The organism is Clostridium senegalense (genome assembly GCF_018916625.1).
GTDB lineage: Bacteria > Bacillota > Clostridia > Clostridiales > Clostridiaceae > Clostridium_J > Clostridium_J senegalense.
This window is the reverse complement of record NZ_JAHLNC010000003.1, coordinates 287263-301238: the sequence shown is the minus strand read 5'-3', so window position 1 is coordinate 301238 and position 13976 is coordinate 287263. Positions and strand designations below refer to the sequence as shown.

The following is a 13976-nucleotide window of genomic DNA, read 5'->3' as shown; positions in this document are numbered from 1 at the left end:
TCGCTCGACTTGCATGTGTTAGGCACGCCGCCAGCGTTCGTCCTGAGCCAGGATCAAACTCTCAATTTAAAAGTTTGAACTGCTTCAAGCAATTTGCTGACTATAATAGTCAATTTTTTTACATCTTTCGATGTGAGCATCTACAAAATAGATTCTCAAATGAATTAACTGGTTTTACCTATATTTATCTGTTTAATTTTCAAAGACCAATTCGTCATTACCTGACGACTTTTACTATTTTACTAGATTTAAACTTTTTTGTCAATACTTTTTTAAAATTTATTTTTAAATTTTGAAAGTATTTTTTAAAGTTTTAATCTCCATCGCTTGGGCTGTTTACTTGCTTGCCTCAGCGACAAGATTTATTATATACTTTTTTAAAACCTGATTTTAGCTTTTATAATCTATTTATTAAAATCTTTCCCATTTTTCTTTATTTTTCTATTAAATCCTCCTTTTTTCTACAAAAGATACACGTGGCAAAGTTTTAATTATTTTTATATTTATATCTACAAATCTTACTATAATAATTGATTTTAAAAATCATAAAGTTATAAAAAAGCTGTACCTTAATATTTAAGGTACAGCTTTTTTTATACTTATTTATTCATTGTCTACATCTTTTATTTCTTCATTTGAGCTTTCTTCTTCTTCAATATGATCTTCTGAATCTTCTTTTGGCTCTGAATAATTTATTTTAGCAATAGCTACTATATTTACATCTTCACCAGTTTTCATAAGTGTTACACCCATTGTATTTCTTCCACAAGTAGATATATCACTTACATTTATTCTAATCATTATTCCATTGCTATTCATAAGCATAAGCTCATCTAAATCATTAACTATTCTTGCTCCTACAACACATCCTGTTTTTTCTGTTATTTTGTAAGTTATTATTCCCTTACCGCCTCTATGTTGTAGTGTATATTCATTTATATTTGTTCTTTTACCAAAACCTTTTTCACTTATAACAAGTAGCTCTTCATTTTCTTTTACAACTAGCATTGAAACTACTACATCTTCTTTTCTTAATGTTATAGCTTTAACACCAGTGGCTACTCTACCCATTTGTCTTACATCTTTTTCACTAAATCTAATTGAGTATCCGTTTTTAGTTACAAATATTACTTCACTATCGCCTTTAGTAATACTTACTCCTACTAATTCATCATTTTCTCTTAAATTTATAGCATTTAATCCATTTCTTCTTATAGCTGCATATTTATCTAATGATGTCTTTTTCACTATACCAGATTTAGTTCCCATTATTAATGAGTTATTTTTATCAAAGGTTTTAATTGGCATTATTGCCTGTATTGTCTCACCATTTTCTATTGGTAATACGTTTATTATATTAGTTCCCTTAGATGTTCTACTACCTTCTGGAATTTCGTAAGCTTTTAATCTATAAACTTTTCCCTTGTTAGTAAAGAACAATAAGTTATTTAATATAGGGGTAGTTATTATATTTTCAACAAAGTCATCTTCTTTAGTGTTAGCACCTTGTACTCCTCTTCCCCCTCTTTTTTGAGCATTATAAGTGTCTACTGGTAATCTTTTTATATATCCAGCGTGAGTTAATGTTATTACAACATCTTCATCTTCAATTAAATCCTCATCATCAAAACTATATGGATTTTTCTCTATTGCTGTTTTTCTTTCATCACCATATTTATTCTTTATCTCTATAAGCTCTTCTTTTATTATGTTAAGTAACTTTTCTTCACTTTCAAGTATTGATTTTAAATATTTTACAGTTTCCATTAATTGATTATATTCTTCTTCAATTTTCTCACGTTCTAATCCTGTAAGCCTTTGAAGTTTCATGTCTAATATAGCTTGAGCTTGTTTTTCTGATAGACCAAACTCTTTTATTAGTCCTTCTTTAGCTTCAGCTGTAGTCTTAGATCCTCTTATCAATGCTATTACTTGATCTATGTGATCTAATGCTATTCTAAGGCCTTCAAGTATATGTGCTCTTGCTAATGCCTTATCTAAATCAAATTGAGTTCTTCTAGTAATAACTTCCTTTTGGTGTTCTAGGTAGTGTGAAAGTATTTGTTTTAAATTTAATACCTTAGGCTCACCATCTACTAAAACAAGCATTATAATTCCAAAAGTATCTTGCATTTTAGTATGTTTATATAATCTATTTAAAACTATATTAGGATTAGCGTCTCTTTTTAATTCTATAACTATACGCATACCATCTCTATCTGATTCATCTCTAAGATCTGATATACCATCTAATTTCTTTTCTTTAACTAAATTTGCTATAGCTTCTATTAAGTTTGCTTTATTTACTTGATAAGGTATCTCTGTAACTATAATTTTATGTCTTCCGTTTTCTTCTTCTATTTCTGCCTTAGATCTAACTAAAACCTTACCTCTTCCAGTTTCATAAGCACTTCTTATTCCACTTTTACCTAATATTATTCCTGCTGTTGGAAAGTCCGGTCCCTTAATTGCAGTCATTAATTCGCTTATTGAAACCTCTGAATCTTCTATAAGCATAAGTACCCCATCAATAACCTCATTTAAGTTATGTGGTGGTATGTTAGTTGCCATTCCAACTGCAATACCTGTTGATCCATTTACTAATAAGTTAGGGAATCTACAAGGTAATACTACAGGTTCTTTTTCTTCTCCATCGAAGTTTGGTATAAAATCTACTGTGTTTTTATTTATATCTCTTAACATTTGAGTTGTTATTTTATCCATCTTTGCTTCAGTATATCTCATTGCTGCTGCTCCATCGCCATCAACTGAACCAAAGTTTCCATGACCGTCAACTAATTTATATCTAATTGAAAAATCTTGTGCTAGTCTTACAAGTGCATCATAAACAGCTGTGTCTCCATGTGGGTGATACTTACCTAGAACATCTCCAACTATTCTTGCACACTTTCTATATCCCTTCTCAGGATATAATCCTAGTTCATGCATTGAATATAATATTCTTCTATGAACAGGCTTTAATCCATCTCTAACATCTGGAAGCGCACGACCAGCTATAACACTCATTGCATAATCTATATAACATTTTTTCATTTCATTTCTTATGTCTACAGGCAATATTTTTTCTTCGCTATTCATATGTTACACCTCTCTAATTTGTATAATTAACTATATATCTAGATTAATAACTTTTTTAGCATTCTCTTCTATGAATTCTCTACGAGGTTCAACTTTATCTCCCATAAGAATAGTAAATATTTCATCTGCAGCCATTGCATCTTCTACATCTACTTTAAGCAATGTTCTATTCTCTGGGTTCATAGTAGTATCCCAAAGTTGTTCTGCATTCATTTCTCCTAAACCTTTATATCTTTGTATATCTACACTACTATCTTTTCCACCAACTTCTTGAATTAAGTTTTCAAGTTCTTTATCACTATATGTGTAATATTCATTTTTACCCTTTTTCAATCTGTAAAGAGGTGGCTGAGCTATATAAACATGGCCCTCATCAACTAATTCTCTCATGTATCTATAAAAGAAAGTAAGTAGTAATGTTCTTATGTGAGCTCCATCAACATCCGCATCTGTCATTATTATTATTTTGTGATATCTAATTTTGCTAACATCGAAATCTTTTCCAATTCCGCCTCCAAATGCTGTTATCATAGATTTAATTGTATCTGAATTTAACATTTTATCTAATCTTTGTTTTTCAACATTCATAATTTTACCTCTTAAAGGTAAAATAGCTTGGAATTTTCTGTTTCTACCTTGCTTTGCAGAACCACCGGCAGAATCTCCCTCAACTATATAAATTTCACATTCTTCTGGGTTTTTAGAAGAACAATCTGCTAATTTTCCAGGTAAAGATGTACTTTCAAGAACAGATTTCCTTCTTGTTAGTTCCCTTGCCTTTTTTGCTGCCTCTCTAGCTCTTGCAGCATTTAAACCCTTATCTATTATGCTCTTACCAACTTGAGGATTTTCCTCTAAGAAGCTTGTTATAGAATCATTTGCTATTGATTCTACTATTCCTCTAACTTGGCTATTACCTAATTTTGTTTTAGTTTGACCTTCAAATTGAGGATCAGTTATTTTAACAGAAACTACTGCTGTCAATCCTTCTCTTACATCTTCACCACTTAAATTTTTATCATTTTCTTTTAAATGACCAAATTTTTTAGCATAATCATTTATAACTCTAGTTAATGCAGCTTTGAATCCAACTAAATGTGTTCCACCTTCAATTGTATCTATATTGTTTGCAAAAGAAAATAAATTTTCATTGTAAGAATCGTTATATTGAAGTGCAATTTCAACAGTACAATCGTCTTTAATACCTTCTATATAAATAGGCTCATTATGTATTTTGCCTTTGTTTCTGTTTAAATACTCAACAAAAGATTTTATACCACCTTCATAGTGGAACTCTTGACTTTTTCCTTCTCTTTCATCTGTTAATGTTATTCTAATTCCTTTATTTAAAAATGAAAGTTCTCTTAGTCTTTGACTTAATGTATCATAGTCATAAGTTACATCATCAAATATTTCAGAATCTGCCTTAAAATAAATTCTAGTTCCATGATCATCTGTATCACCGACTACTTCAAATGGACTTAGTACCTTTCCTCTTGAGAAAGTTTCTTTCCATATGTGTCCATCTCTTTTTACTTCAACTGTACAAATTTCTGAAAGAGCATTTACAACTGAGGCTCCAACACCGTGAAGTCCTCCAGATACTTTGTATCCTCCTCCACCAAATTTACCACCTGCATGAAGCACAGTCATGATTACTTCTACTGTAGGTATTTTTAATTTGGGATGTATTCCAACAGGCATACCCCTTCCGTCATCTTCTACTGTTATTGAGTTATCTTCATGAATAGTAACTTTTATATTATTACAAAATCCTGCTAGAGCCTCATCTATACTATTATCTACTATTTCATAAACCAAGTGATGAAGTCCTCTTGCACTTGTGCTACCTATATACATTCCTGGTCTTTTTCTTACGGCTTCTAGACCTTCTAGTACTTGTATTTGATTTTCATCATAAACTTTATTGGTATCCATGTATATCCTCCTAACTTACTAAAGCTCACAATATGCAATATCTGTTCTTTTGCATAATGTTGCTGAAGATATTGGTGATAAGTATATTTTACTCTTTTTTTCTACTTCTGCTATAACAAAAGATTTAGGTTTTTCTTTAGTAATTCTTTCTACAAATCCATCCTCTTCTGCCATTCTTAAAAATTGAATTGTATCCGAACTGTACATAGTTGATTCCATATCTAGAATCGCTATTACATCTTTTACTGGAACTACCACATTTTCTCCTAAGTGCAAAAACATATTTACCCTCCTTAATTGGTAATATCAGTTATTTTTCCAGTTTTAACTTCAAATATTTTAATGTCAACTGAAGAATTTAAATATTTTTTTATATTGTTTATTCCTGTACAAGTAATTAAAGTTTGAACATTACTGATAGAATTCAATATGTATTTTTGACGAGATATATCTAATTCGGAAAGTACATCATCTAAAAGCAACAGAGGATATTCGCCAGTTATGTCTTTAATTATCTGCACTGATGCAAATTTCATTGAAAGTACTGATGTTCTTTGCTGACCTTGTGAGCCATAAGTTTTAACATCAATATTATTAATAAATGTTGCAAAATCGTCTCTATGGGGACCTATTGAAGTTATTTTTCTTTCAAAATCCTTTTTTCTATTTTTTAATAAAGAGTTATACATCTGAGTTTTTATATCAATGTCATCCTCTTTTATATTACTTAAATAAACAAAATTTATAATTTCTTTATCAGACGTTATGTCTTTATGAATATCTAACGCCTTATTATTTAATCTATTTATATATTCTAATCTTTTTTCAATTATATATGTTCCAAATTCACTTAATTTAATATCGTATATATCTAAAATATCTAAATTACAATTAAATTTTTTCAAAACATTATTCCTCTCTGCTAATACTTTTTTATAAGCAGCTAGGTTATAGTAATATTTAGGATATAATTTACAAAGCTCTATATCCAAAAATTTCCTTCTGTAAGACGGTGAATCTTTTATAATGCTTAAATCTTCTGGCGAAAACATAACAACATTAAGTACACCTACAAGTTCAGAGAGCCTATTTATCTTTACAGAATTAATGTTTATACCTTTTTTGCCCTCTTTAAATATTTTCATTTCTATTTTTTTATCTAATCTTTTTTTAGATATATCAACTCTTATATACGCATCATCTTTATTCCAAGTAATAAGTTCCTTATCTCTATTAGTTCTATGAGATTTTCCTATACTTGAATAATATATTGACTCTAATATATTTGTTTTTCCTTGAGCATTATTACCTACAAAAACATTAGTTCCATTTGTAAGATTTAAGACCAGCTCATTGTAACTTCTAAAATTTTTTATAATCAACTTATTAACATACATAATAAACAAACACCCAATAATAAATTATATCATACTATGAACATTTAGTGTAATTACTAAATGTTGAGTAATTTAAAAATATACACCGAATTGATTCGGTGCATACTTAGTTATACAATTTTATAATTTTCACCTTGAAATTCAACGGTATCACCGTTGTATAGCTTTTTCCCTCTTTGAAGTTCTATATCACCATTAACTTTAACATCTCCATTTTTAATGAAAAATTTAGCTTCAGAACCTAATGAACAAGCTCCTGAGAACTTTAAAAATGAGTCCAATTTTATAAATTCAGTATTTATTTTTATTTCTATCATAACACTTATACCTTAACAAGACTTTATTTATATTTTTTCCATAGTAAAAATTACTATTCAAATATTTAAATTAAATCTTATTTTAAATCAGGTTTCTCCTTTTATTTATAATTTCTTATATTAATTATTTAATACCCTTACTGGTAATAAAAGATATGTGCAGTTATTAACTTCTTTATTTTTCACTACACATGGTGCAACAGAACTAGATAATTCCATAATAATTTCTTCTTCTTCAATATTTTTAAATACATCTATAAGATATTTAGAGTTAAATGCAATTTTAAGGGATTCACCTTGCAAAATAATATTCATTTCTTCTCTTGCTTTTCCCAATTGAGAATTAGAAGTGACTATTAAGTTGTCATCAATAATCTCTAATTTTACAAGATTTGTATTTCCATCTTTCGCCATTAGAGATGCTCTTTCAATACATCCTAAGATTTCATTTTTATTAACTATAACTTTAGTTTTATATTCTTGAGGAATTATAGAAGCATATTTTATAAATTCGCCTTCTAAAAGTCTAGATATAACTTTTGTATTTCCAATATTAAATAAAATATGGTTATTTGTAAAAGTTATTTCCACGTTCTCATCTTTATCTTCAAGTATTTTAGAAACTTCATTTAATGTTTTTCCTGGAATAACAGCTTCTTTATTGTCATCACAGTCTAACTGTTCACTTCTAAATGCAACTCTAAAACCATCAAGAGCAACTAAATTTAATTTTCTATCCTTAACCTCAAAAAGTACACCTGTAAGAATTGGTCTTGTTTCATCTTGTGCTACTGCAAATATTGTTCCTTTTATCATATTTTTTAATGTTTTTTGAGATATAGAAAAATTTGTATCTTCAGTTATCGTTGGAAGTAATGGATATTCACTAGCATCCATATGAATTAAATTAACACAGGATTTTTGACAATTAAGTTCGATTGTATTGTTATCAATAGTACATATTTCTATTTCTGCATTTGGTAATTTTCTAATTATTTCTCCGAACAATCTTGAGTCAACAACTATAGATCCTTCTTCTAGTATTTCTGCGTCTACTTTAGTTTCAATACAAACATCTATATCTGAACCAATTAATGTTAATGTATTTTTATACGCATTTATGTATATCCCTTGAAGTATAGGAAGTGTTGATTTTCCAGTAATTGCTTTTTGAACGTTTGATATTGCTTCTAACAATGAATTTTTGTTTATTAAAAACTTCATAGTAATCCTCCTTATTAACATTTTTTATAGTATACAGTATAGCTTAGATAATATAAAAAATATAGTAGTAATAGTAGTAGGGGCTGTTAGTATGTGGATAACCCCTTTAACCCTTGTAACTGCAATAAAAAGTCAATAAAAATAATTGTGGATAAACAATCAATAAGTATTTCAATTTATCCACAATATTAACAACTAGTAAGTATTTCATTTTTTATCCACAATAACTAAGGGTTAAATTAATAACATTTGTTAGTTATTTTTGTTGTATCTTTTTAGTTAGGTCAGATACTGAGCTTTGAAGGTTTTCATCTTTCTTTAATGCTTGAGAAATTTTTTCATAAGCATGAATTACTGTAGTATGATCTCTACCACCAAATTCTTCTCCAATTTTAGGTAGGGACATATCTGTAAGCTTTCTAGAAAGATACATTGCAATCTGTCTTGGAAAAGCTACATTTCTAGTTCTTCTTGATGATTTAAAATCTTCAACTTTTAGATTGTAGTAACTAGAAACTATATCTTGAATTAATTCTATAGTAATTTGACGTGCATTTTTACTAGATATGATATCTTTTAGAGCTTCTGCTGCTAAATCAACATTTATTTCCCTATTGGTTAGAGATGAGTAAGCAACAATTCTTATTAAAGCGCCTTCTAATTCTCTAATATTTGATTTTATTTGCGTAGCAATATAAACCATCACATCATTAGGAATATCTAGATTTTCAACATCTGCTTTTTTCTTTAAAATAGCAATTCTAGTTTCGAAATCTGGTGGTTGTATATCTGCAATAAGACCCCATTCAAATCTTGAACGTAACCTATCTTCAAGTGTAGGAATTTCCTTTGGTGGTCTATCACTAGATAAAATTATTTGTTTATTAGCTTCATGAAGGGCATTAAATGTATGGAAAAACTCTTCCTGAGTTCTTTCTTTCCCTGCAATAAATTGAATATCGTCTATTAAAAGTACATCTATATTTCTATATTTATTTCTAAATTCAACGTTTTTATCATCTTTTATTGAATTTATAAGTTCATTAGTAAACTTTTCAGAAGAAACGTAAACAACTTTAGATTTAGGATTTACATCTTGTATGTAGTGACCTATTGCATGCATAAGGTGTGTTTTTCCAAGTCCTACTCCCCCATATATAAATAATGGGTTATAAGCTTTAGCAGGTGATTCTGCAACAGCTAAAGAAGCTGCATGTGCAAATCTGTTACTGTTGCCTATAACAAACGAATCAAATGTATACTTTGGATTAAGTATGGCAGACATTTCATCATTTACCATTGATCTTCTTTGTGGAACTTCTTCTTTTTTAGAAGATTCTTTTTCAAGAGCTTCTTCAGAAACTACAAAAAATTCTACATTATATGTCTTATTTGAAACGGATTTTATGGAGTTTATTATTAAATCTTTATATCGATTTTCTAAAATATCTTTTGTAAAATTGTTTGGAACACCTAATTTTAAAGCAATATTTTCTAGTGAGATAGGTTCAATACTTTTTATCCAAGTATTAAAGCTGACTTCGGTAAGTTCTTCTTTTAGAATGATTAAAGTTTTTTCCCATAACTCTTTCACTTGGGCGTTCATTTTTATTCCTATCCTCCAGTACAATATTTTTTTTTATTTATTAAAAAATTTTTTTCACAATTATATAACATATAGTAAACAAAGTTATTAACAACAAAAAATAATACATTTAATTTGTTGACAAATGCAATAAAAAATATTCACATGTTGATAACTTTCATAAATATATAAAATATTAACAATGTAGAAGTATAAATTATTCACATTGAAACTTTATGTATAAATTCGGTTTTTACGTCAAAAATAATAAATGTTAAATAAAAAAGGAGAAAAATAGAACAAGTTATACACAATTTTATCAACAGGATGTGCATAACTTTACTTATTCCAATTTTATCAACAAGTATGTATCCATGATATCAAAATATATCAAGGTATTCAATAAGTTATCCACAAAAAACTATTAATATAAATAAAAAGTATTAACATATAGGAAAAATTTATATGTTTTTTTGTAAAAACAGTTATCTTGACATAAGGCGATTAGAAATATATAATCTAATGGTAAAACCATAAAATAGTGATACTATAATTGCTATAAATATTTTTATTACATACGAAGGGGGTGTTCGTATATGTTCATGACATATCAGCCTAAGAAAAGACAAAGAAAAAAAGAGCATGGTTTCAGAAAAAGAATGAAAACTAAGTCTGGAAGAAATGTTTTAAAAAGAAGAAGACTTAAAGGAAGAAAAAGATTGACAGCATAAGGGCCGCAGATGTGGCCTTTTTCTGCAATTGCAGGAAAAAAGGAGCAGTTAATATGAAATTAGATAGAATACGAAAGAATCCTGAGTTTAGAGTTGTATATAGAAAAGGTAAATCTTACTCTAATTACTTATTAGTTATGTATGTTTTTAAAAATTATAAAAATAAAAGTGATAATTCAAGTTTTAACAGGGTTGGAATATCCGTTAGTAAGAAAGTTGGAAAAAGTGTAATAAGAAGTAGAGTAAAAAGATTGATAAGTGAAAGTTATAGATTGAATAAAGATATATTAAAACAGCAGGGTTATGATTTTGTTTTTGTCGCTAGAACTGCTTCAAACGACAAAAGTTATAAAGAAATTGAAAAGGCTATGAAAGATTTATTTAGAAAAAGCGGGTTAATAAATGATTAAAAAATTTTTGATTCATATGATTAACTTATATAGAAAATACATATCACCCTTAAAACCGCCATGTTGTAAATTTCAGCCCACGTGTTCACAATATGCTATAGAGGCTATAGAAAAATATGGTGGTTTAAAAGGTGGATATATGGCAATAAAGAGAATATTAAGATGTCATCCTTGGAGTAAGGGTGGATACGATCCAGTTAAATAACATAAAACAGGAGGATTAAAGCTTGAGAGAATTTTTTTCGGTATATTTTGTTAATTTCTTTGATGCTATCCATGGAATGATCCAATCGGTAATTTCAAATCCGAATTATTCTTACGGAATTGCAATAATTATTTTCACAATAGTAGTAAAAGTAATACTATTGCCACTAACAATAAAACAGACAAGATCATCAGTTAAATTAGCAGAAGTTCAACCAAAAACTGCAGCAATACAAGAAAAATATAAAAACGATCCACAAAGAGCACAACAAGAAATACTAAAACTTTATAAAGAAGAAAACGTAAGTCCTATGAGTGGATGTTTACCACTTCTTATTCAATATCCAATAATAATAGTATTATTTTATGCATTCAGTACACTTAATTATCATGGTGCAGGATTTTTATGGATTCCAAACTTAAATCAACCAGATCCATATTATATACTTCCTGTTTTATCAGGTGTAAGTACTTATATAATGTCTAAGATGTTACAACCAAAAACTAATGCTAATTCTAGTTCCCAAGCAATGCCAAATATGGGGATGATGAATATAGTTATGGCTGGTATGTTTACTTGGATGGGTTTTAAAATGCAATCAGCTATAGTTATATATTGGATTATAAATAACTTAATTCAATTAATTCAAACTTTATTATTAAGACCTAGAAAGAAAAACGAAGAATTAGCAACTGTTGGAGTTACTAATACTGATAATAAAGGAAAAAAGAAAAATAAATAATTAAATGCCTAGTAGTTTTGGGAAGGCGGTGTCATAGGGATGAGAATTATTGAAATGACGGGGAAAACCACAGAAGATGCAGTTAAAAATGCACTTTCTGAGCTAAATGTTACTGAAGATAAAGTAAACGTAGAAGTTTTAGATGAAGGTAGTAAAGGCTTTTTAAACATAATAGGAGTTAAACCGGCTAAGGTTAGAGTAACCGTAAAAAAAGATAGAGCTGAAGAGGCTAAGGTTTTTTTAAGAGACATTTTAAACTCTATGAATATTAAAGCTGAAATAAAAATAAAAGAACAAAAAAATGAAATGAATATAAATTTAATCGGACCTAATATGGGGATTTTAATAGGTTATAGGGGGGAGACATTAGATTCTCTTCAATATTTAGTTAGTTTAGTTGTAAATAAAAATCATGATGATGAGTATATAAGAGTTATATTAGATACTGAAAATTATAGACATACTAGACAAGAAACTCTTAAAAGACTTGCTGAAAAAATGGAAAGTAAAGTAAAAGCAACAGGTAAAACACTAAAACTAGAACCAATGAATCCATATGAGAGAAGAGTAATACATGCAGCACTTCAAAACAGTCAACATGTTAAGACTTATAGTGAAGGTGAAGAACCAAGAAGAAGAGTTGTTATTGAAATGAAGAAAGCCTAATAGGCTTTCTTTTTATTTATAATATAGAAATATCCTTATAAATGTAAACTTTCCATCAAAATTTTAATAAAAAATTAATTCAGATATTTTTTTTATAAAATTTTATATGGTATAATTTAAACTTATATGGACAAAAAATAATTGAATGCATATTACACAAGTAAAAGGTTAAACTTTGTTATTTGTTGTAGTAAAAAAAGAAATTATAGAAGATTTTAAATAGAAAATAAACTAAAATAATACAAATTTAGATATCAAATTAGAAAGGAGTAAAATTTATGAAAGAATTCGATACAATTGCTGCTGTAGCTACTAGTATTGGAGAAGGTGGAGTTTCAATAATTAGAGTTTCAGGTGACAAAGCTTTAAATATAGTTAGTAAAATATTTAAAGGTAAAAATAATAGAAATTTAGACGATATAAAAACATATACGATGAGATATGGTTATATTATAAATTCCAATGGTGAACATATAGATGAAGTTATAGTAAGTTATATGAAAGGCCCACGTAGCTTTACTGCAGAGGATGTAGTAGAAATTAATTGTCATGGTGGTGTTGTTGCTACTAATAGAGTTATGTCAGAAGTTTTAAAAGTAGGAGCTAGATTAGCAGAACCAGGAGAGTTTACTAAAAGGGCTTTTTTAAATGGAAGAATAGATTTAAGCCAAGCTGAAGCTATTATAGATATAATAAATGCTAAAACGGAATTAAGCATGAAATCTGCTTTAATGCAAAGTGAAGGTGGCATTTCCAAGGAAATAAATGCTTTAAGAAATGAGTTATTACAATCTATTGCACATATAGAAGCTACAGTTGATTATCCAGAAGATGATTTAGAGGAAGTTACAGCGGAAGGTGCAGCTAAAACTTTAAAAAGTATGTTAATTAAGATAGATGAACTTTTAGCTAGTGCAGATGAAGGTAAGATTTTAAGAGAAGGTCTTAACACGGTAATAGTAGGAAAACCTAATGTAGGTAAATCATCGTTGTTAAATGCTTTAACGAAAGAAAACAGGGCAATAGTTACCGATGTACCTGGTACAACTAGAGATGTAATAGAAGAGTATATAAACATATCTGGAGTGCCTATAAAAATAGTTGATACTGCAGGAATAAGAGAAACAGAAGACGTTGTTGAGAAAATTGGAGTTGAAAGATCAAAAGAGAAGATAAACCAAGCAGATCTTATAATTTTAATTTTAGATAGTAGTAGACAATTAGATGAAGAAGATAGAGAAATTATAAGTTATATACTTGATAAAAAGTATATTGTTTTGTTAAATAAATTAGATTTAGATGGTAAAATAAAAAAGGAAGATTTAAAGGAATTTGATTCTAATTATGTTTTTGAAATTTCTGCAAAAACAGGTAAAAATATAGACAAAGTTAGGGAAGCTATAAAAGACTTGTTTTTTAAAGGTGAGGTTTCAAATGATGATATAATAATTACGAATACAAGACATAAAGAAGCTTTATTTAGAGCAAAAGAAAACATACAAGGTGCAATAGATACACTGGAAAATACTTTTGCAATTGATTTAGCATCAATAGATATAAGAAATGCCTGGAGTGATTTAGGAAAAATCACTGGAAGTACTCTAGAAGAAGATATTATAGATAAAATATTTTCAGAATTTTGTTTAGGAAAGTAGGTGACAT

At 28.4% G+C, this 13976-nt stretch carries 13 protein-coding genes and 1 rRNA gene; 6 read left to right on the top strand and 8 right to left on the bottom strand.

Features of this window, described 5'->3' with window-relative positions; genetic code table 11:
• From KQI36_RS08695 to dnaA, 8 genes are all read right to left on the bottom strand, one after another.
• Window positions 1-69: ribosomal RNA gene (locus KQI36_RS08695) — 16S ribosomal RNA — on the bottom strand; the annotation flags it as partial.
• Between the two features lie 534 nt (window positions 70-603).
• Entirely contained in the window at window positions 604-3099 is a 2496-nt protein-coding gene (gyrA, locus tag KQI36_RS08690; RefSeq protein ID WP_216450566.1) for a DNA gyrase subunit A, read from the bottom strand.
• 30 nt (window positions 3100-3129) lie between these two features.
• Window positions 3130-5037 carry a DNA topoisomerase (ATP-hydrolyzing) subunit B gene (gene gyrB / locus KQI36_RS08685; protein ID WP_216450565.1) on the bottom strand — a complete coding sequence of 636 codons (1908 nt, stop codon included), beginning with the start codon at window positions 5035-5037 and terminating at the stop codon, window positions 3130-3132.
• An 18-nt stretch (window positions 5038-5055) separates the two neighbouring features.
• A complete protein-coding gene (gene remB, locus KQI36_RS08680) occupies window positions 5056-5319 on the bottom strand; it encodes an extracellular matrix regulator RemB (RefSeq protein ID WP_010298350.1) in 264 nt (87 codons plus the stop codon).
• Between the two features lie 11 nt (window positions 5320-5330).
• Window positions 5331-6434: a DNA replication/repair protein RecF gene (gene recF / locus KQI36_RS08675; RefSeq protein ID WP_216450564.1), complete on the bottom strand. Its 1104-nt coding sequence runs from the start codon at window positions 6432-6434 to the stop codon at window positions 5331-5333.
• 110 nt (window positions 6435-6544) lie between these two features.
• Entirely contained in the window at window positions 6545-6751 is a 207-nt protein-coding gene (yaaA, locus tag KQI36_RS08670) for a S4 domain-containing protein YaaA (protein WP_010298345.1), read from the bottom strand.
• A gap of 120 nt (window positions 6752-6871) precedes the next feature.
• Window positions 6872-7975 carry a DNA polymerase III subunit beta gene (dnaN, locus tag KQI36_RS08665; RefSeq protein WP_216450563.1) on the bottom strand — a complete coding sequence of 368 codons (1104 nt, stop codon included), beginning with the start codon at window positions 7973-7975 and terminating at the stop codon, window positions 6872-6874.
• A gap of 256 nt (window positions 7976-8231) precedes the next feature.
• Window positions 8232-9581 (bottom strand): chromosomal replication initiator protein DnaA, encoded by a 1350-nt coding sequence (gene dnaA, locus KQI36_RS08660; RefSeq protein WP_010298341.1) that lies wholly within the window; start codon window positions 9579-9581, stop codon window positions 8232-8234.
• A gap of 575 nt (window positions 9582-10156) precedes the next feature.
• Here dnaA and rpmH point away from each other — a divergent pair.
• The 6 genes from rpmH (at window position 10157) to mnmE (ending at window position 13969) form a co-directional block, all read left to right on the top strand.
• The gene (rpmH, locus tag KQI36_RS08655) at window positions 10157-10291 is read left to right on the top strand and encodes a 50S ribosomal protein L34 (protein WP_010298336.1); all 135 of its coding nucleotides are present in this window, start codon (window positions 10157-10159) and stop codon (window positions 10289-10291) included.
• Between the two features lie 53 nt (window positions 10292-10344).
• A complete protein-coding gene (gene rnpA, locus KQI36_RS08650) occupies window positions 10345-10701 on the top strand; it encodes a ribonuclease P protein component (RefSeq protein WP_010298332.1) in 357 nt (118 codons plus the stop codon).
• On the top strand, window positions 10697-10906 hold the full coding sequence (yidD, locus tag KQI36_RS08645; RefSeq protein WP_026022429.1) for a membrane protein insertion efficiency factor YidD: 210 nt from the start codon (window positions 10697-10699) through the stop codon (window positions 10904-10906). Before rnpA ends, yidD begins: the two co-directional genes overlap by 5 nt.
• 22 nt (window positions 10907-10928) lie before the next feature.
• The gene (gene yidC / locus KQI36_RS08640) at window positions 10929-11648 is read left to right on the top strand and encodes a membrane protein insertase YidC (RefSeq protein WP_216450562.1); all 720 of its coding nucleotides are present in this window, start codon (window positions 10929-10931) and stop codon (window positions 11646-11648) included.
• A gap of 39 nt (window positions 11649-11687) precedes the next feature.
• The gene (gene jag / locus KQI36_RS08635) at window positions 11688-12314 is read left to right on the top strand and encodes an RNA-binding cell elongation regulator Jag/EloR (RefSeq protein ID WP_216450561.1); all 627 of its coding nucleotides are present in this window, start codon (window positions 11688-11690) and stop codon (window positions 12312-12314) included.
• 278 nt (window positions 12315-12592) lie between these two features.
• Complete coding sequence (mnmE, locus tag KQI36_RS08630) at window positions 12593-13969, top strand: tRNA uridine-5-carboxymethylaminomethyl(34) synthesis GTPase MnmE (protein WP_216450560.1); 1377 nt, start codon at window positions 12593-12595, stop codon at window positions 13967-13969.
• The last annotated feature ends 7 nt before the right edge of the window (window positions 13970-13976 follow it).